Consider the following 20,032-nt stretch of genomic DNA (forward strand, 5'->3'; position numbering starts at 1 on the left):
CCGTGAATGCTTCCGGGCTATCCCGGCAACACCACGAGAGCGGAGCAGGCCGGAGGAATAATCCAGCCCGCTCACAGCGTCCTCGCTGTGTGTGTTTCTTCAAAGGAACCTCGTCCGATCAGCCACACTGGGCCGACCGTACGGCGTATCAACATATCTGGCGTTGACTTTTGGCACACTGTTGAGTTCTCAAGGAACGGACGCTTCCTTCGAAACCGTTTCACCGGTTTCTCCGGGCGCTTCCCTTCGGTGTTTCCAACCTTACCAGATCCGTTTTCCGGTCCGTTCCCGGTCCGAATTCCGTTTCCGGCCCCCTGTTGGAGCGGGGTTTTTCGCGCCTTCCGGCGTGGTCACTACGTTAGCGGATTTCCCCGGAGGCTCATAATCGAGCTCCTGGACCGAATTCCGGGCACGCCGAAATCCATCCCGATGAGGGGCCGTGCAGTAGTGGTTTGCCGCCGGTGCGGCGCGAGTAGCTGTCGGTGAAGCACTACGGCTCCGTGACAACCCGAAGAACTGTACACGACGCTTCGGGAGCCATCAAGCGCGCCCGCACACGCCGCGCCGGCGCCGTGGTCGAGGGGGCGGCGGGCGCGGGCGCGGGCGTGGTCAGCCGTTGCCGGAGGCGAGTTCTCGGCTGCGGTCGCGGGCCGCCTCGAGGGCGGCGATCAGGGCGGCGCGCACGCCGTGGCTCTCCAGTTCACGGATGGCGCTGATGGTGGTGCCGGCGGGCGAGGTCACCGCCTCGCGCAGCTTGACCGGGTGCTCGCCGCTGTCGCGCAGCATCACGGCCGCGCCGATCGCCGCCTGGACGATCAGGTCGTGGGCCTTGTCGCGGGGCAGGCCGAGCAGGATGCCCGCGTCGGTCATCGCCTCGACGAGGAAGTAGAAGTACGCGGGGCCGGAGCCGGAGAGCGCGGTCGCGGCGTCCTGCTGGCTCTCGGGGACGCGCAGGGTCTTGCCGACGCCGCCGAAGATCGCCTCCGCGTGGGCCAGGTGTTCCTCGGTGGCGTGGCTGCCGGCCGAGATGACCGACATGGCCTCGTCGACCAGGGCGGGGGTGTTGGTCATGACCCGGACGACGGGGGTGCGGGCGGCCAGGCGCGACTCGAAGAAGGCGGTCGGGATGCCGGCCGCGCCGGAGATCACCAGCCGGTCGGCGGGCACATGCGGGGCCAGCTCGTCGAGCAGGGCGGCCATGTCCTGCGGCTTGACGGTGAGGATAAGGGTGTCGGCGATCTTGGCAGCCTCCGCGTTGGAGACGGCCTCGACGCCGTAGCGGGCCCGCAGCTCTTCGGCGCGCTCCGCGCGGCGGGCCGTGACCAGCAGGTCGGATGGGGCCCAGCCACTGCGGATCATTCCGCTGAGCAGGGCTTCACCGATCTTTCCCGTGCCGAGCACGGCGACCTTCTCCGTCATGGTGCGGCTCACCTCGCGATGTGCACTGTTCGTGCCGAGCTGTGTGAAAACGGTTGGACGTACGGAGCCATCCTCGCACCGGGGGCGGGGTAGGTGTGGTGAGTGTCCGGGTGGCGGTACGGGGGGCCGGCGTGTGGTGGGGGCGGGTCCGCGCGGGCGCCCGCCGGGGCAATCGGAGCGGATCCCTCCCGTTAGATGACTCCGTGTTCACAGTTCGGTTACATAGCGACTTGCAAACGGTCACATTCCTTTGGACATAATGGAGTTCGGTGTCCAACTCGTGATCAGAGGGGGGGCGATGGTGAGGACCATCGGGCAGGCCGGCCGTGTGCTGCTCGCCGCGGTATCCGTACTGCTGGCCCTCTTCCTCGCCGCCGACTGCGCATATGCGCAGGTCACCCACCCCGAGATGGTGGCCACGGCAGCCGTGGCCGAGTCCCGTCCGGTCGTCAAGGTCACCGAGTCCGCACACCGCGACCGCGGGGCCGACGACTGCCAGGGGCTCCGCGGCAACCGCGCCCCGGTCACCGCGCCCACCCCGACGGGCAAACCCGGTTGTGTGTGCGGTTGCGACGCCGACCGGCTGGAGCCGCGTACCACGGCCGTCGCACCTCTCACGGGACGGCAGGCCGTCCCCGTGTCGAGATCCGGCGAACTGCCGGTCTCCCTCCAGATCTTCCGCTGCTGAGAGGCGTACCGCCCTGCGGCCATCGCGCCGTACGGCGGTCGACTGTGCCCTCTCTCAGCTCATCAGCAAGCGAACTCATCAGCTAGCGACCGATTCCATCGATCCCACTGACGCAGCGCTACGCCGCGCCCGCGCCTGCCCATGTGCCGGTGCCGGGGCGCACTGGAGGCAACCCTCATGCCATTGCGAAAGATCCTTCCCGACCGTTTCCGCGGGGCGGGTGGAGCCGACGGCTCTCCCGGCGGCGCCGGCACCTTCCGCGCCGACTTCACCGCTTCCCTCGTCGTCTTCCTCGTCGCCGTGCCCCTGTGCGTGGGCGTGGCGGTCGCCTCGGGCGTCCCGGCCGAGCTCGGCCTGATCACCGGCATCGTCGGCGGCCTGGTCACCGGCCTGCTGCCGGGCAGCAGTCTGCAGGTCAGCGGGCCGGCGGCGGGGCTGACCGTGCTCGTGTACGAGGCCGTGGAGGAATACGGCCTCGCGGCGCTCGGCGTCCTGGTCCTGATATCCGGGCTGCTGCAGCTGGCGATGGGCGTGCTGCGCCTGGGGCGCTGGTTCCGGGCGATCTCCGTGGCGGTGGTCCAGGGCATGCTCGCGGGCATCGGCCTGGTACTGATCGCCGGACAGCTGTACGCGCTCGCCGACGCCAAGGCGCCGAGCAGCGGCCTGGGCAAGCTGGGCGGGCTGCCGGGGCTCGTCGCCGATGTGGCCGGGTCGAGCGCCGCGCTCAAGGCGGTGGCCGTGGGCGCGGGCACGATCGCGGTGCTGGTGCTGTGGCCGCTCTGGAAGCGGGGGGCGCAGGTGCTGCCCGCCCCGCTGGCGGCGGTCGCGCTGGCCACCCTGGCCACGGTGGGGATGGACCTGCCGGTCGCGCGGGTCGAGGTGCAGGGCCTGCTGGATGCCGTGCAGCCGCCCGGGGGAAGCGAGTTCGCGCAGCTCGCGGAGATCGGTGTGCTCGGGACCGTGCTGGCCTTCACGCTGATCGCCTCGGCCGAGAGCCTGTTCTCCGCGGCCGCCGTCGACCGGCTGCACGACGGCCCGCGGACCGACTACGACAAGGAGCTCATCGCGCAGGGCGCGGGCAACGCGGTGTGCGGTGTGCTGGGCGCGCTGCCGATGACCGCGGTGATCGTGCGGAGTTCCGCCAATGTGCGGGCGGGCGCCAGGACCAAGGTGTCGCGGGTGCTGCACGGTGTGTGGCTGCTGGTGTTCGCGGTGCTGTTCCCCGCGGCGCTCGGCGTCATCCCGGTGGCGGCGCTGGCGGGTGTGCTGGTGCACGCGGGCTGGAAGCTGATCCCCACCAAGGACCTGGTCCCGCTGTGGCGTGCGCACCGTGGCGAGGCGGTGGTGCTGGTGGTGACCGCGAGCGCGATCGTGATCACCAACATGTTCGAGGGCGTGATCATCGGTCTGCTGATGGCGGTCGCCAAGTCGGCCTGGGAGACCTCGCATGTGCACGTCGAGGTGGCCGGGCTGGATGACGCTCCGGAGGACCGGCCCGTACGGGTCCGGGTGCTGGGCAACGCGACGTTCCTGCGGCTGCCCAAGCTGCTGGACGAGTTGGAGGCGCTGCCCCGTGAGCGGGAGGTGCGGCTGGACCTGAGCGGGCTGCGCCATGTGGACCACGCGTGCGAGATGGCGCTGGCCACCTGGGCGGAGCGGCACAACGCGGTGGTCAGCCGGGACGTCGACGCGAGCTCCCGCGCAGCCGGCGCGGCGGGCGGCGGCGACGTGGACTCCGACCCCGACGCCGACGCCGACGGCATCGCCGTCAAGGACACCGGCGCCGAGGAGCGCGCCCTGGCGTAGTCGCGCGGAGCCGTACCCCCGGCCCGTGGTGACCCGGATCGGATCCGGGTCACCACGGGCCGGACTTACGCAAGCGGGCCCCAGGCGGCTCGCTCGCGGACGTGTCAACGTTCCCTCCCCCAGGAGACGTTCGACGCCACGGCGCACGAGCGCCCGGGGAGACCCGCGTGACGGCGCGGCGCCCGGGATCGGTCTGCCGTGCCCACGGGCCGCCGTTTAGGCTGAGGCAGCTTCAACGTATGGCGTGGACGCACGCGCCGACGGGCACTTGGGGAGGGGTGGCGGTGCCGCTGAGCGCCGGTGATCCGGAGACCATGGGCGACTACCGGCTGCTTGACCGGCTCGGTTCCGGCGGCATGGGCGTCGTCTATCTGGCGCGCTCGGCGTCGGGGCGGCAGGTCGCGGTCAAGGTGGTGCACGCGCAGTTCGCCGAGGACGAGGAGTTCCGGACCCGCTTCCGACAGGAGGTCGCGGCGGCGCGGCGGGTGAGCGGCGCGTTCACCGCGCCCGTCCTGGACGCCGACCCGGACGCCGAACGCCCCTGGATGGCGACCCTGTACGTGCCGGGGCCGACGCTCTCCGAGCGGCTGACCGAACGCGGCCCCCTGAACGCGGCGGAGCTGCGGCATCTGGCACTGGGCCTGGCCGAGGCGCTGCACGACATCCACCGGGTGGGGGTGGTCCACCGTGATCTCAAGCCGGCCAATGTGCTGATGGCGGACGACGGCCCGCGCGTCATCGACTTCGGGATCTCCCGGGCGGCCGACAACCAGGCGCTGACGGTGACCGGGCGGGTCATGGGCACGCCTCCCTTCATGTCGCCCGAGCAGTTGAGCAGGCCCCGTGAGGTGACCGGGGCCTCGGATGTCTTCTCGCTGGGCACGCTGCTGGTGTACGCGACGACCGGCAAGGGGCCGTTCGACGGCGAAAGCCCGTACCTGACGGCGTATCAGGTGGTGCACGAGCCGCCCGAGCTGAGCGAGGTCGCCCAGCCGCTGCGCGGCATCGTGGAGCGCTGCCTGGCCAAGGCGCCGGACGACCGGCCCGGGATCGCGGAGTTGGTGCGGCTGCTGGACGGGTTGCCGGCCAAGGGCGAGGTCCGCGCCGCCGGCCGTGGTTCCGCCGGCGGGTCAGGCGGCGAGGCGGCCGACGGCCCGGGCAAGGGCAGCGGCAAGGGCAGCGGCAAGAGCAAGAGCAAGGAGCAGGGGCCAGGGCAGGAGGGGGGCCGGGACGGGGCCGGGGCGGCAGGGAGGGACCAGGGCAACTGGACGGCCTGGAGCGAGGTCCGGCGGCGGCGCCCCGTGCTCGCCGCCGTGATCGCCGTCGCGGCGCTGGCCCTGGGCGGCGGCGCCTTCGCGCTGTACGCGCCCGATGACGACGGCGGCGGCGGGGTCCGTACCAGCGGCAGGCCGGCCGACGCCGCGCGGACGCTCGCCCTGCCCTCCGGCTGGCGGCCGTGGCAGGTGTCGCTGCCCAAGGCCGCCGGGCCCGCGTCCCCCTCGGGCGAGTACGACGACTACGTGGACTTCGGCGGCGATGTCACCCCGCTCTGCGTACGGCAGGACACCAAGCTCTACTGCGGCGGCAGCGGCTTCCCGACCGTCCGCGTGGACGCGCTGACGGGACACGTCGACTGGAGTACCCGCGCGCTGGTCAACTCCGAGACCTCCGCGACCGGTTCCGCACCGGCCGGGGTGCGCGGCGGGCTGGTCTTCGTCCACGACAGCCCGTCGGACACGGTCTCCCGGCTGGTCGTCCTCGACGCGGACTCCGGCCACAAGAAGTGGGCGCGGCCGACCAGCACCACCATCGACACGGCCCTCTTCGACGACATGGTCCTCTCCAGCTCCGCCGACGACCGGTCCCTGGTCGCCCGGGACGCGGCCACCGGCGAGCAGCGGTGGTCGTACCGGGTGCCCAAGGGGCAGCTGTGCACGGCGACCGTGTACGGGAACGTGCCGTACGGCGTGTGCTGGGACGACACCCAGGGCGACACCGAGGACGACACCCTGTGGTCCACCTTGGTGCGGCTGGACAAGCGCGACGGCTCCCCCACCAAGCTGGCCCGGCTGAAGGACACCGAGGACGGTCTGGGGCTCGACGGCGACGACCTGCTGATCCTCCCGACGACGGACGGCGCCGACACCGGTCCGCACCCGAGCGTCCTCCGGCTGGACATCCGCACCGGGGACAAGCGGCGGGTCACCCTCCCGAAGAGCGCGGTGGGCACGGCCATGCTGACCGGCGGCCGGCTCTTCTTCATCCAGGAGAGCGGCAAGGTCACCGCGGTGGACGTGGACAGCGGCAGGCAACTGTGGAGCCGGCAGACGACGGTGGAGCGGCTGGGCAAGCCGGTCGTCTCCGCCGCGGAGAACACGGTGTACCTGTGCAGCGCCAGCGGGCGGCTGCTGGCGCTGGACCTGCGGACGGGCGCGGAGCTGTGGCAGTCCGCGCCGCGGAGCGAGCACAGCGGCTCGGGCGGCGGCCCCGAGTCGTCGCAGGTGCTGCGGCTGGGCGGGGCGATCGTGGCGCTGGCGAGCGACGGGACGCTCTTCTCGGCCGACCCGCGCCATCCGGACGCGAAGCCCGCGAAGCCCGCGAACTCCGCCGAGCCGCCGTCGGACTCCGCCGAGCCGCCGTCGAACTCCGCCGAGCCGCCGTCGAACTCCGCCGAGCCGCCGTCGAACTCCGCCGAGCCGCCGTCGAACTCCGCCGAGCCGCCGTCGAACTCCGCCGAGCCGCCGTCGGGCTCCGCCGAGTCGACGGAGCCCGCGGGCGGTTCGGCGGCCGCAAAGCCCTCCGCGAAGCCCTCCCGGACGGCCTCCGTGGGGCCTCCCGCCGAGCCCGCCGCGCCCGGGCGTGGTTGAGCGGCGCCCGGTCAGCCGGCGCAGACGACGGTGATGAACCCGTCGCTGCCGGTCTTCACATACGCGTCGGAGACGTACTGCCCCGGCGCGATGCTGTCCCAGATGTCGGTCGTGCCGTACGGGCCCGAGATCTTCTGCCCGCGCCGCTGACAGCGGATCGGGACGCGGATGTCGTACGGCAACACCTTGATCAGCTTGCTGGTGGTGCTGGGACCGCTGCGGACGTTCACCCGGTAGCCGGGAGCGATCGGGTAAGTGATCGTCCCCGCCTCGGCGGTTTCCAGCTGCGTGGTTTCCGTCGCGCCGGCTTCCGCCTCGGCGGTTGCCGTCGCGGCGCTCGTCTCCACGGTCTCTTCCATGGCCATCGGCCCTCCCCCGTCGACCTTCATTCCGATGTTGTGCACATCTTGTGCACATGTCGTCTTACGTGACACGACCCAGCGGAGGCTAACAGGGCTCGCACGTGTCATCGACTAGGCTCGCCGAGCCGCGAGTGCGGCCGAATTCACGGGGGTGGGGGAATGCCGCCGGTGCGCAGAGCCGGGACAGGCCCGGAAGCGGAGGATCCGGAGTACGCCGGTTCCTACCGGTTGGAGGCGCGCCTCGGCTCCGGGGGGATGGGCGTCGTACACCTGGCGCGCTCGGCCTCGGGGCGGCGTCTCGCGGTGAAGGTCGTCCACGCGGAGTATGCCGAAGACACCGAGTTCCGGGCGCGGTTCCGGCAGGAGGTGGCCGCCGCCCGGCGGGTCAGCGGCGCCTTCACCGCGCCCGTCGTGGACGCCGACCCGGACGGTGAACGCCCGTGGATGGCCACCCTTTACATCCCCGGCCCCACCCTCGCCGAGCACGTCAAGCGGAACGGCCCGCTGGAGTCCGGGGACCTGGTGCGGCTGGCCGCCGGACTCGCGGAGGCGCTGCGCGACATCCACCGCGCGGGGGTGGTGCACCGCGATCTGAAGCCGAGCAATGTGCTGCTCGCCGGGGACGGGCCGAAGGTCATCGACTTCGGGATCTCGCGGCCGTCGGACAGCGAACTGCGCACGGAGACGGGGAAGCTGATCGGCACCCCGCCGTTCATGGCGCCCGAGCAGTTCCAGCGGCCGCGCCAGGTGGGGCCCGCGGCCGATGTGTTCGCGCTGGGGTCGCTGCTGGTCCACGCGGCGACCGGGCGCGGGCCCTTCGAGTCCGAGAGCCCGTACATCGTGGCGTATCAAGTCGTCCATGACGAGGCGGATCTAGGGGGCGTGCCGAGCGTGCTGCTGCCGCTCGTGCAGCGCTGCCTGGCCAAGGATCCCGCCCAACGTCCCACGCCGGACGCCCTGATGACGGTCCTGCGTGCGATCGGCGGCCCGCATCCGCCCGCCCTGCGCGGCCCGCTCCCACGCGTGCCCGCCCAGCGGGGGCGCGGTACGGGGCCGTTGTGGGGCGACGACGAGGACGGCGGCGAGGCCCTGGGAGACGTCACGCCCCACCCGGCCGATCCCGCCGGCCTCCCCGATCCCAGCGGACTCCCCGAACTCGCTGACCTTCCCGAGCCCGGCGGACTCCCCGAACTCGCTGGCCTTCCCGAGCCCGGCGGACTCCCCGAACTCGCTGACCTTCCCGAGCCCGGCGGACTCCCCGAACTCGCCAGCCTCCCCGAGCCCGGCGGACTCCCCGAACTCGCCAGCCTCCCCGAGCCCGGCAACCCGGTCGGCATCGAGCCCCTGGCCGCCGGTGACCACGCCGACGGCGCTCAGTACAGCACTCAGTACGACGGCCGGGACGCTGATACGCGGGTCTCGGCGGGGCAGGACGCGGCCGGGGTCCGGCCGGGCGGTGAGGAGCGCGACGGCGGGGCGGGGCGGCGGCGCCGGACGGCGCGGCGGTGGGTCACGGCCGCAGTGCTGGCCGCGGTGATGCTCGGCGCGGGCACGGTCTGGGCGCTGCAGCGGGGCGACGACGGGCGGCGCGCGGCGGGCCGGGAGCCGGCGGGCTCCGCACGGGCGGCGGCCTGGCGGCCGTGGGCGGGCAGGCTGTCCGCCGACGGCTCCGCCACGGCGGGCCAGGGCGCGTCGGCGGCGTCCTGCTCGTACGGGGGCGGCGCGCTGTACTGCGCGGGGCGGGGCGCCGAGGCCGCACGCCTGGATCCGGCGGATGGCGAGGTGGAGTGGTCGCGCCCGGCCGCGGCGGGCCGCCCGCACGACGGCACGCCGACCGCCCCTGCGCTCTCCGGCGGTCTGGTTCAGGTGGTGTCGCCGGACGGGGCGCGGCTGCGGGCGCTCGACCCGAAGACGGGGCGGCCCCGGTGGAGCCGCGACGTGGCCTCGTACCAGGGCCGCGTCTACCCCTCGGGCGACACGGTGCTGCTGGTCGCGGCGGACGGCACGGTCACGGCGGTGGACGGGGCCACGAACGAGCGGCTCTGGCGCCATGCCTTCCCCGGGCACGCCGTCCCGGCGTTCGTCTCGTACGGCGACGGGCGCACCGCCTATGCGCTCAGCACGACGGGGGACGGTTCGCGCACCCTGGTCACGGCGGTCGACACGGCTCGCGGCACGACGCGCTGGCAGCGTTCCTTCAGCGGCACCCTCACCCCCGCCGGCACCGACTCCGCCCCCACCGACTCCGCCGACACCGACTCCGCCCTCACCGACTCCGCCGACACCGACTCCGCCCCCGCCGGCTCCTCCCCCACCGATTCCGAGGGGACTCTCTTTCTCACCGGCACCGACGCGCAGACCCGCACCGCCACCGTCGTCCGGTACGACCCGGGGCGCCGCGCCGAGCGCCGCGTCACGCTGGCCACGCCGGTGTTCGCGACCAGCGCGGTGGTGCGCGGCGGCATGGTCTACCTGCTGTGCTCGGACGGGGGTCTGGTCGCGGTCGACCCGCGCCGTACGGATCAGACGGACCGGACGGATGGGGACCCGGCGCAGCGGTGGCGGCTGGAGACCTCGGTGAGCAACGCGTCGCCGCTGGTGGCGGCGGGCGACCGGCTGTACTTCTCGGCTGCGGACGGCCGACTGCTCGCCGTGGACGCGGTGGGGGGCGAGTTGCTGGGGCAGACCCCACCGCGTACGGGCAAGGCCGGGAAGAGCTTCCTGGACGCGGTGCCCGCGCCGGTGGCGGCGGACGGCAAGGTGTTCGGCTCGGCGCCGGACGGCTCGGTCTTCGCGGTGGCGGGGCGGGACCCGGCCCGCTGGTGAGCGCGGCGTGGCGAAGCCCCGCGGGCAGTGACAACGCCCTGCGGACAAGGGCGAAGCCCCCGCACAGTGGCACCCGCGGACAGTGGCACCCCCGGGCAGCTGCACTCCCGGGCAGCGGCAAAGCCCCCCGGGCAGTGGCTCCGGGGGGCTCGGGCCCAGGGAGTGTCGTCCCTGGGCCGCCGACGGTGCCAGGCCCGGAGGGCCCGGGCCGGCCGTGCTAGCCGAGCTTGCTGACGTCCCGCACCGCGCCCTTGTCCGCGCTGGTCGCCATCGCCGCGTACGCCCGCAGCGCGGCGGACACCTTGCGGTCGCGGTTCTTCGGCGCGTACACGCCGCCGAGGGCCGCGCGGCGGGCCGCCAGCTCCTCGTCGCTGACCAGCAGCTGGAGCGTGCGGGCGGGGATGTCGATGCGGATCCGGTCGCCGTCCTCGACCAGGGCGATGGTGCCGCCGGACGCCGCCTCGGGCGAGGCGTGGCCGATGGACAGGCCCGAGGTGCCGCCGGAGAAGCGGCCGTCGGTGATCAGGGCGCAGGCCTTGCCCAGGCCCCGGCCCTTGAGGAAGGAGGTGGGGTAGAGCATCTCCTGCATGCCGGGGCCGCCCTTGGGGCCCTCGTAGCGGATGACGACGACGTCGCCCTCCTTGACCTGCTTGCCGAGGATCTTCTCGACGGCCTCTTCCTGGGACTCGCAGACCACGGCCGGGCCCTCGAAGGTCCAGATGGACTCGTCGACGCCCGCGGTCTTCACGACGCAGCCGTCCTCGGCGAGGTTGCCGTACAGGACGGACAGGCCGCCTTCCGTGGAGTAGGCGTGCTCGATGTCGCGGATGCAGCCGTTCTCGGCGTCGGTGTCGAGGGTGTCCCAGCGCTCGGACTGGGAGAAGGCGGAGGCGGAGCGCACACAGCCGGGGGCGGCGTGGAAGAGCTCCACGGCCTCGGCGGAGGGCGAGCCGCCGCGGATGTCCCACTGCTTGAGCCAGTCGGCGAGCGAGGACGAGTGCACGGTGTGCACATCCTCGTTGAGCAGCCCGCCCCGGTAGAGCTCGCCCAGGATCGCGGGGATGCCGCCGGCCCGGTGGACGTCCTCCATGTAGTAGACGCCGCCGGGGGCGACGTTCGGGGCGACCTTCGCCAGGCAGGGCAGACGGCGGGAGAGCGCGTCGATGTCCTTCATGTCGAAGTCCAGCCCGGCCTCCTGGGCGGCGGCGAGCAGGTGCAGGATCGTGTTGGTCGAGCCGCCCATGGCGATGTCGAGGGCCATGGCGTTCTCGAAGGCGGCGCGGGAGCCGACGGCGCGCGGGAGGACGGTCTCGTCGCCCTGCTCGTAGTAGCGCTTGGTGATCTCCACGACGGTGCGGCCGGCGGTCTCGTACAGCGCCTTGCGGGCGGTGTGGGTGGCCAGCACCGAGCCGTTGCCGGGGAGGGACAGGCCGATCGCCTCGGTCAGGCAGTTCATCGAGTTCGCGGTGAACATGCCGGAGCAGGAGCCGCAGGTCGGACAGGCGTTGTCCTCGATGCGGGCGATGTCCTCGTCCGAGACGCTGTCGTTGGCGGCCTCGGAGATCGCGGTGATCAGGTCGAGCTTGCGGACGGTGCCGTCGACCAGGGTGGCCCGGCCCGACTCCATGGGGCCGCCGGAGACGAAGACGGTGGGGATGTTCAGCCGCATCGCGGCCATCAGCATCCCGGGCGTGATCTTGTCGCAGTTGGAGATGCAGATCAGCGCGTCCGCGCAGTGCGCCTCGACCATGTACTCGACCGAGTCGGCGATCAGGTCGCGGGAGGGCAGGGAGTAGAGCATTCCGCCGTGGCCCATGGCGATGCCGTCGTCCACGGCGATCGTGTTGAACTCGCGCGGGATGGCGCCCGCGGCGTGGATCGCCTCGCTGACGATCCGGCCGACCGGCTGGAGGTGGGTGTGGCCCGGCACGAACTCCGTGAAGCTGTTCGCCACCGCGATGATCGGCTTGCCGAAGTCCTCGCGCGCTACGCCGGAGGCCTGCATAAGGGCTCGGGCGCCCGCCATGTTGCGGCCATGGGTGACGGTGCGGGACCTCAGCTCGGGCACGGTGCTCCACTCCCTCGTTCTCCGGGTCGTCCCGGTGGTCCGGGTTCTTGAGTCTTCTGAGCCTACGCCTCCCATCCGGGATACGGACGCACCGTCCGAATCCCAAGACGCGCGGCTCACCCCTCGGGCAGCCCCGCCGGGGCGCTCGGGCCCTCGCAGGCGCTGGGCCTCGCGCTTGACCCGGGCGGGCCCTCGGCGGGGGTCGGATGGCGGGGGTCGGATGGCTCTACGTTCTTGATTGGGTTGATCGAGCCATTCGTAAGGTTGGATCGCCCTGGAGTGCTGGGTGTGGCTATCAGGTGGCTGCGGGGGTCGGATGGCGGCGGTCGGATGGCGGGGGTCGGATGGCGGCGGTCAGATGGCGGCGGTCAGATGGCGTCGTCCGTCAGATAGCGCTGGAGTGTGGGCCCCACCACGGCGACGATGTCGTCCACCGACGCGGAGGCCATCGGCTCCATGCCGATCACATACCGCAGCATCGCGATCCCGATGATGTGCCCGGCCGCCAGCTGCGCCCGGAACTCCGGGTCGGGCACGTCCAGCTCTTCCGCCATCCGCAGCAGCAGCCGGCGCTCGATCAGGCCGCGCAGGACCGCCGCCGCGGCCTCGTTCGTCAGCGCCGAGCGCATCACGGCCAGCAGCGGGAGGCGGGTGACGGGGTTCTCCCAGACGCCGAAGATGAAGCGGGCCATCCGTTCGCCCGCCCCCTCCCGGCTGCCGTGCACGGCGTCCGGAGCGCCCATGGCGGGCGCCAGGATCAGCTCGACGGCCGCCCCGAAGACCTGGTCCTTGGTGCCGAAGTAGTGGTGGACCAGGGCGGGGTCCACGCCGGCCGCCTTCGCGATGCCGCGGATCGAGGTCTTGTCGTAGCCGCGCTCGGCGAACTCGTTGCGCGCCGCGGCCAGGATCCGGTCGCGGGCCCCGGGGGCGTCGGCGGCGCCCTCGGTGCGGGGCGGCCGGCCGCGCCGTCGCGGAGCGGGGGATTCCGAGGGCGGGGCCGGGGTCACGAGCCGGGCACCGCCCCGCGCGACGAGGACTTCGAGGAGCGCCTCGACGAAGACCGCGACGAGGACCTCGACGAAGACCGCGACGGGGGCGAGGCGGCCGGGTCCGGGGAGAGGGCCGAGCCGGAGGCGGCGGCCGGGTCCGGGGAGACGGCCGTGTTCGGCGAGGCGAGGTGGAGCCGGGTGAAGGCCAGCGCCTCCGCCAGATCGGCCTCCCGCTCGGCCGTGGACATCGCCCGCCGGGTGTTGACCTCGACGACCACATGCCCGTCGAAGCCGGTCGCGGCCAGCCGCTCCAGCAGCTCGGCGCACGGCTGGGCGCCCCGCCCCGGCACCAGGTGCTCGTCCTTGTTGGAGCCCATCCCGTCGGCGAGGTGGATATGGGCCAGCCGGTCGCCCATCCGGTCCACCATGCCCAGCGCGTCCGTACGGGCGGTCGCCGTGTGCGAGAGGTCGATCGTGAAGTGGCGGTAGTCGTCGTGGGTGACGTCCCAGTCGGGCGCGTACGCCAGCATCTCCCGGTCGCGGTAGCGCCATGGGTACATGTTCTCGACAGCGAACCGCACGTCCGTCTCGCCCGCCATGCGCCAGATTCCGCGCACGAACTCGCGGGCGTACGCGCGCTGCCATCTGAAGGGCGGGTGGACCACGACGGTGGAGGCGCCGAGCTTCTCGGCGGCCGCCTTCGCACGCTGCAGCTTCACCCACGGGTCGGTCGACCACACCCGCTGAGTGATCAGCAGGCATGGCGCGTGGACGGCGAGAATCGGCACCCCGTGATAGTCGGAGAGCCGGCGCAGCGACTCGATGTCCTGGCTGACCGGATCGGTCCACACCATGATCTCGACACCGTCGTAGCCCAGGCGTGCGGCGATCTCGAAGGCCGTCGCCGTCGACTCCGGATAGACCGAGGCCGTGGACAGCGCGACCTTCGCATCCGGGATGCGCACCACTGGCTCTGTCACGAGGGACAGGGTACGGCGCTCCTCCGTACGGCTAAACCGCCGCCGGTCAGGCCGGTGCCGGGACCGGGCGGGGGGCGGGCCCGGCGGGTGTCACCCCGTCGGCAGATGGTCCAGACGGCGCAGGATGACGCCCTCGCGCAGCGCCCACGGGCAGATCTCCAGCTCGTCCACCTGGAACAGATCCATCGCGGCCTCCGCCACCAGCGCCCCCGCCAGCAGCTGCGGCGCCCGCCCCTCGGAGACGCCCGGCAGCTCCTCGCGCTTGTCGACGGGCATGGCGGCCAGTTTCGGCACCCACTGCTCCAGCGCCTGGCGGGTCAGCCGGCGCGGGACGTACAGGCCCTCGGCGGAGCGCGCCGCGCCCGCGATCCTGGCCAGCTGCTTGAAGGTCTTGGAGGTGGCGACCACGTGGTCCGGTGCGCCATGGCGGCTGAAGTCGCCGACGACCCGGGCGATCTCCGCCCGTACGTGCCGCCGCAGGGCCCGGACGGCGTCCGGGTCGGGCGGGTCGCCGGGCAGCCAGCCGGCGGTCAGCCGGCCCGCGCCCAGCGGCAGGGAGACGGCCGCGTCGGGCTCCTCGTCGAGCCCGTACGCGATCTCGAGCGAGCCGCCGCCGATGTCCAGCACCAGCAGCTTCCCGGCCGACCAGCCGAACCAGCGGCGGGCCGCGAGGAAGGTGAGCCGCGCCTCGTCCTCGCCGGTCAGGACCCGCAGCCGCACCCCGGTCTCCTCCTCGACGCGGGCCAGCACCTCGTCGGCGTTGGCCGCCTCCCGGACGGCGGAGGTGGCGAAGGGCAGCACGTCCTCGACGCCCTTGTCCTCGGCGGCCTGGAGCGCGTCCTTGACCACCGCGACCAGGCGGTCTATGCCGCCGGAGCCGATGGCCCCGGCGTCGTCGAGCAGTTCCGCCAGGCGCAGTTCCGCCTTGTGGGAGTGGGCGGGCAGCGGGCGTGCGCCCGGGTGCGCGTCCACCACGAGCAGATGGACCGTATTCGAACCCACGTCCAGGACACCGAGTCTCATGGCCAGCACGCTACTGCGCGCATCCCCTGGTCAGGTACGGGTCCCGGCCCTGAGCCGGTTGCCCATGGGCATACCCTTGGGCCCGTGGCAAAGACGAAAAAGGCGAAGCAGGACAAAATTCGGAAGCGGGGTCCCGAGGCCGGGCGGGACGCCGAGGCCGGGGCGGCCTCTGACGAGCTGGAGGACCTGGTCATCGCGTTCGCCCCGGACCTCCCGGAGGAGGCGGAGGGTGCGGACGCGCCGGCCGACCCGTCCGACCCGTCCGATCCGGCCAACCTGTCCGACCTGACTGACCTGAATGACCTGTCCGGTCTGTCCGAGGACGAGGCCGATCTGTCCGACGACGAGGTCGGCCTGGACTTCGCCCGCGCCTGGGTCGAATTCCCCGACCCCGCCGACGACGAGCAGGTCTTCCGCTGCGACCTGACCTGGCTGACCTCCCGCTGGACCTGCGTCTTCGGCCAGGGCTGCCACGGCATCCAGGCGGGCCGCGCGAGCGACGGCTGCTGCACTCTGGGCGCGCACTTCTCGGACGAGGACGACGAGGAGCGCGTCGGCCGCCACGTGGCCCGGCTCACCCCGGACCTCTGGCAGTTCCACGACGTGGGCCACGCGACGGGCTGGACCCAGACCGGCGACGAGGACGACGAGCGCCAGACCCGCCGCTACGAGGGCTCGTGCATCTTCCAGAACCGCCCGGGCTTCAAGGGCGGCGCGGGCTGCGCGCTGCACATCCTGGCGCTCAAGGAGGGCCGCGAGCCGCTGGAGACCAAGCCGGACGTCTGCTGGCAGCTGCCGATCCGCAGGTCGTACGCCTGGATCGACCGACCCGACGAGACGCGTGTGCTGCAGATCACCATCGCCGAGTACGACCGGCGCGGCTGGGGCCCGGGCGGCCACGACCTGCACTGGTGGTGCACCTCGGCGACCTCCGCGCACGGCGGCGGGAAGCCGGTGTATCTGTCGTACCGGGCGGAGCTGACGGAGCTCATGGGCAAGGAGGGCTACGACCGGCTGGCCGAGCTCTGTGAGCAGCGGCTGGCGTCCGCCCTGCCCCTCGTGGCCCCGCACCCGGCCGACCCGACGGACTGAGCCTTCGCGCGGGTGGCCCCTGGCCTGGCCCACGCCTGGCGCCGTAAGCCCTGGCCGCCGGTCCGGAGGGATGGTCTCCCGGCGGGGTCGTCTCCAGCGGGGTCGTCTCCAGCGGGGTCGTCTCCAGGGGGTGGCGCAGGGCTCCGGTCTCCAGGGGGTGGTGCCGCAGGGCTCCGGTCTCAAGGGGTGTCGGGGGGCTCCGGGGAGGTGTCGTCCGTGTTCGACGGGGGCTCGCCGGGCGGGTCCGAGGGCTCGGGTGTGGGCTCGGGCTCCGCGCCGCGCCCCTCGATCACCACCACGGCCCCCGCCGGATCCACCTTGACCCGCGCGCTCCAGCGCCCCGGCGGCTCGCGGTCCCGGTCCACGGAGACGGTGATCGTGGTGGTCTCGCCGGGCCGCAGCACCCCGGCGGTGTGGTTCAGCTGGAGCCAGGGCGCGGAGGCGGCGGCCGTCCAGTGCACCGGGGCGCCGCCCGAGGCCTTGAGCGTGATGACCGTGACCTCGCCGCTGGGCTGCGCCTCGACCGTCAGCCGCCCGGGGCCCGGCTCGCCCCGGCCGGGGCCCGGCTCGGTGCCCGGCCGGCGGTCGGGCCCGGGGGTGCCGTACGGCCCCGGCCGCCCGCCCTTCGCGGTGCCGGACCGTTCCGCCTGACCGGTGCTCTTCCCGTTCTCCCCCACGACCTCGACGGACACGTCCGGCGGCCGTTTGCCCGCGGTGTCCCCGCGGCCGGATTTCAGCCGTGGGCCGGAACGGTCCTGCGCGCTGCCCGCCTGGCCGTACGAGCGCCTCGTCGACTCGTCGGGGCCGCCGCCCGGCCGGTCGGGGGTGCGCTCCGCCGTACCGTCCGCGTTGGCGGCGGCCACGGAGTCCGTGTCGTGGTCGTCGCCCGCTGTCGGGGTGCCCCGGTAGGCGGCCCACAGGGCGAGCACCGGGGCGGCCACGATCGAGGCGACCACCGTCGTGGTGAGCGCGCGGCTGCGCATCCGGCTGCGGCGCGCGGCCTGCTCCTTGGGGGCCAGGGGAAAGCCACGCCGGTCGAAGCGGGGCCGGGAGGCGGCGCGCGCCGGGCGCGCGCCCTGGGCGCACATCATCGCGGCGTACACGGCGGCCCGCGGCGCCTCCAGCACCGGCAGGGCCGCGGGGGCGGCCGCCGTGCCGGGCCAGGGCCCGCCCGCCGTGGCCCGCTCGGCCATGGCCCGGCACTCGCGGCAGTCGTCCACGTGCCGTACGAGCTCGCGGCGCAGCGCGGCGGACAGCAGCACCTGGGTGTCGCCGGCGAGCCGGGCGACGACGGGGCAGTGGCCGAGCTCGACGACGGCGAGCGCGGCGCGCGTCCGCTCCACCTCGCAGGCCGCGCTGGCGAGCAGGGCGCGGGTCTCGTCGCGCTCCTTGCCGAGCGCCGCGGCGACCTCGCGGGGGCTGAGCCGATGGCGTACGGCCAGCTCGAGCGCCTCGCGCTGCTCGGGGGTGGTCCCGGCGGCCTCGGGCCACGCCAGCGCGGCCAGCTCGCGACGGCGCTGCGCGGCGGTGGGCGAGGGTGTGGGGGAGGTGGTGGGCGAGGGGGTGGGGGAGGCGGGGCCGGGCGCGGCCGGTCCGGTCCGGGCGGTGGGCGAGGCGGGGCCGGGCGGGGCGGGCCGGTCGCGGTGGCGCCGCTGGGCCGGCACCTCCGGGGACCGGGGCCGCCCCGTACGCTCCGCGATCCGGCCGGGCCCGCCGACCCCGCCCGGCGCCCCGGGCTCCCCGGGCTCCCCCGGGTGCGCCGGGGCGCCCCGGTCCCCCGGGCCTCCTGGCCCTTTCAGGCCCCGCAGCTCGGCCAGCTTGCGCAGACAGGCCCAGCGCGCGAGGGCGTAGAGCCAGGGCCGGCACAGATCGCCCTCGGCGGCCACGCGCCCCCGCCCCCGCGCGTGCTGCCGCTCGGCGACGGCGAGCGCCTCGCCGAGCGCGGCGGTCGCGGCGTCGTGGTCGCACAGGACCGACAGGCAGTAGGTGAACAGGCCGTCCAGATAGGGCTCGTAGCGCACGGGGGGACGCTGGGGGTGCGCGGCGGAGGTGCGCGGCGCGCGGCGCGACGCACCGGGCGCACCGGATGCCCCGGCCGCGCCGGACGTTCCGGGTACGCCGGACGTTCCGGGTACGCCGGACGTTCCGGGTACGCCGGACGCACCGGATGCGCCGGGCCCGCCGGGCGAGTGTGTCGAGTGCTCGGACCTGCTGCTCATCACCCGGCGACGTTAGGCGGATGATGCAGACTCCAGCGCGCTACTTGCGCTGTTTTAACCCTTACGGGTGACCATCTCCCTCATAAGGGGACAGGTGTCCTCCCGCCGCGCCCCGGATCTGCTACGCGGCTCCCACCCCGGATCTGCTGGGCGGCTCCCCCTGCGCCGCCTCCCGTACGTCCGTTGTCGGTGCCCGGCGCTAGCGTTGCGGCATGGCTGCCCGTAGCTCCTCTCGATCGTCCGCCAAGGACCGGCCCTCCTACCGCTGCACGGAGTGCGGCTGGACCACGGCCAAGTGGCTCGGCCGCTGCCCGGAGTGCCATGCCTGGGGCACGGTCGAGGAGTTCGGCGCGCCCGCCGTCCGGACGACCGCGCCCGGCCGGGTCACCTCGGCGGCGCTGCCCATCGGCCAGGTGGACGGCCGCCAGGCCACCGCGCGCGGCACGGGCGTGGACGAGCTCGACCGCGTCCTGGGCGGCGGCCTGGTGCCCGGCGCCGTGGTGCTGCTGGCCGGGGAGCCGGGGGTCGGCAAGTCGACGCTGCTGCTCGACGTCGCCGCCAAGGCCGCCACCGCCGACCACCGGACCCTCTACATCACGGGCGAGGAGTCGGCGAGCCAGGTGCGGCTGCGCGCCGACCGCATCGGCGCGCTGAGCGAGCATCTGTATCTGGCCGCCGAGACCGACCTGTCGGCCGTGCTCGGTCATCTCGACTCGGTCAAGCCGTCGCTGCTGATCCTGGACTCCGTCCAGACCGTCGCCTCCCCGGAGATCGACGGCGCTCCTGGCGGCATGGCCCAGGTGCGGGAGGTGGCGGGGGCCCTGATCCGGGCCTCCAAGGAGCGCGGCATGTCCACGCTGCTGGTCGGCCATGTGACGAAGGACGGCGCCATCGCCGGCCCCCGCCTCCTGGAGCACCTGGTGGACGTCGTGCTGCACTTCGAGGGCGACCGCCACGCGCGGCTGCGCCTGGTGCGCGGCGTGAAGAACCGCTACGGGGCGACGGACGAGGTCGGCTGCTTCGAGCTGCACGACGAGGGCATCACCGGCCTCGCCGACCCGTCCGGGCTGTTCCTGACCCGCCGCGCCGAGCCGGTGCCGGGCACCTGCCTGACCGTCACCCTCGAAGGCCGCCGGCCGCTGGTGGCCGAGGTGCAGGCGCTGACCGTCGACTCCCAGATCCCCTCGCCCCGCCGCACCACCTCCGGCCTGGAGACCTCCCGGGTGTCGATGATGCTCGCCGTCCTGGAGCAGCGCGGCCGGATCAGCGCGCTCGGCAAGCGGGACATCTACAGCGCCACGGTCGGCGGGGTGAAGCTCTCCGAGCCCGCGGCCGACCTGGCCGTGGCGCTCGCGCTGGCCAGCGCGGCGAGCGACACCCCGCTGCCGAAGAACCTGGTGGCGATCGGCGAGGTGGGGCTGGCCGGGGAGGTCAGGCGGGTCACGGGCGTGCAGCGGCGGCTGGCCGAGGCGGCGCGGCTCGGCTTCACCCACGCCCTGGTGCCCGGCGACCCGGGGAAGATCCCGGCCGGCATGCGGGTGCAGGAGGTGGCGGACATAGGGGACGCACTGCGCGTACTGCCCCGGCGCAAGCGGGCCGAGCGAGCGCCGGAGGATGCCCCGGGCGCCTGAGGCCCGGCCTGGTGAGCCCGGGCGCCGGCGCCGCGCGCCCGCTCCCGCCCACGGGCGTACGC

At 73.8% G+C, this 20,032-nt stretch carries 13 protein-coding genes; 6 read left to right on the forward strand and 7 right to left on the reverse strand.

The window, feature by feature from the left end; genetic code table 11:
• Positions 1-609 precede the first annotated feature (609 nt).
• Positions 610-1,419 carry a pyrroline-5-carboxylate reductase gene (gene proC, locus ABFY07_RS17520; RefSeq protein WP_346175392.1) on the reverse strand — a complete coding sequence of 270 codons (810 nt, stop codon included), beginning with the start codon at positions 1,417-1,419 and terminating at the stop codon, positions 610-612.
• Between the two features lie 298 nt (positions 1,420-1,717).
• Between proC and ABFY07_RS17525 the strand changes: the two genes are divergently transcribed.
• The 3 genes from ABFY07_RS17525 (at position 1,718) to ABFY07_RS17535 (ending at position 6,780) form a co-directional block, all read left to right on the forward strand.
• A complete protein-coding gene (locus ABFY07_RS17525; protein WP_346175393.1) occupies positions 1,718-2,107 on the forward strand; it encodes a hypothetical protein in 390 nt (129 codons plus the stop codon).
• A gap of 177 nt (positions 2,108-2,284) precedes the next feature.
• A complete protein-coding gene (locus tag ABFY07_RS17530; protein ID WP_346175394.1) occupies positions 2,285-3,913 on the forward strand; it encodes a SulP family inorganic anion transporter in 1,629 nt (542 codons plus the stop codon).
• 239 nt (positions 3,914-4,152) lie between these two features.
• On the forward strand, positions 4,153-6,780 hold the full coding sequence (locus ABFY07_RS17535) for a protein kinase domain-containing protein (protein WP_346175395.1): 2,628 nt from the start codon (positions 4,153-4,155) through the stop codon (positions 6,778-6,780).
• A gap of 11 nt (positions 6,781-6,791) precedes the next feature.
• Here the strand turns inward: ABFY07_RS17535 and ABFY07_RS17540 are convergent, their stop codons facing one another.
• Complete coding sequence (locus ABFY07_RS17540) at positions 6,792-7,145, reverse strand: SH3 domain-containing protein (protein ID WP_346175396.1); 354 nt, start codon at positions 7,143-7,145, stop codon at positions 6,792-6,794.
• Between the two features lie 156 nt (positions 7,146-7,301).
• On the opposite strand from ABFY07_RS17540, the gene ABFY07_RS17545 reads away from it, so the two are divergent.
• On the forward strand, positions 7,302-9,968 hold the full coding sequence (locus ABFY07_RS17545; RefSeq protein WP_346175397.1) for a protein kinase domain-containing protein: 2,667 nt from the start codon (positions 7,302-7,304) through the stop codon (positions 9,966-9,968).
• 217 nt (positions 9,969-10,185) lie between these two features.
• Here the strand turns inward: ABFY07_RS17545 and ilvD are convergent, their stop codons facing one another.
• From ilvD to ABFY07_RS17565, 4 genes are all read right to left on the reverse strand, one after another.
• Positions 10,186-12,036: a dihydroxy-acid dehydratase gene (ilvD, locus tag ABFY07_RS17550; protein WP_346175398.1), complete on the reverse strand. Its 1,851-nt coding sequence runs from the start codon at positions 12,034-12,036 to the stop codon at positions 10,186-10,188.
• 368 nt (positions 12,037-12,404) lie between these two features.
• Positions 12,405-13,043, reverse strand: coding sequence for a TetR/AcrR family transcriptional regulator (locus tag ABFY07_RS17555; protein WP_346175399.1), 639 nt, complete (start codon positions 13,041-13,043; stop codon positions 12,405-12,407).
• The gene (locus ABFY07_RS17560) at positions 13,040-14,005 is read right to left on the reverse strand and encodes a sugar phosphate isomerase/epimerase family protein (protein WP_245738005.1); all 966 of its coding nucleotides are present in this window, start codon (positions 14,003-14,005) and stop codon (positions 13,040-13,042) included. Before ABFY07_RS17560 ends, ABFY07_RS17555 begins: the two co-directional genes overlap by 4 nt.
• A gap of 90 nt (positions 14,006-14,095) precedes the next feature.
• On the reverse strand, positions 14,096-15,028 hold the full coding sequence (locus ABFY07_RS17565) for a Ppx/GppA family phosphatase (protein WP_346175400.1): 933 nt from the start codon (positions 15,026-15,028) through the stop codon (positions 14,096-14,098).
• A 294-nt stretch (positions 15,029-15,322) separates the two neighbouring features.
• Between ABFY07_RS17565 and ABFY07_RS17570 the strand changes: the two genes are divergently transcribed.
• Positions 15,323-16,120, forward strand: a complete 798-nt coding sequence (locus ABFY07_RS17570; RefSeq protein WP_346175523.1) for a DUF3109 family protein — start codon at positions 15,323-15,325, stop codon at positions 16,118-16,120.
• A 179-nt stretch (positions 16,121-16,299) separates the two neighbouring features.
• Here the strand turns inward: ABFY07_RS17570 and ABFY07_RS17575 are convergent, their stop codons facing one another.
• Positions 16,300-18,141, reverse strand: coding sequence for a BACON domain-containing protein (locus ABFY07_RS17575; protein WP_428836946.1), 1,842 nt, complete (start codon positions 18,139-18,141; stop codon positions 16,300-16,302).
• A gap of 410 nt (positions 18,142-18,551) precedes the next feature.
• Here ABFY07_RS17575 and radA point away from each other — a divergent pair, with 410 nt between their 5' ends.
• Entirely contained in the window at positions 18,552-19,970 is a 1,419-nt protein-coding gene (gene radA / locus ABFY07_RS17580) for a DNA repair protein RadA (RefSeq protein WP_346175402.1), read from the forward strand.
• Positions 19,971-20,032: the final 62 nt, after the last annotated feature.

Origin of the sequence: Streptomyces sparsogenes subsp. cuspidosporus (assembly GCF_039532705.1) — a bacterium.
GTDB lineage: Bacteria > Actinomycetota > Actinomycetes > Streptomycetales > Streptomycetaceae > Streptomyces > Streptomyces sparsogenes.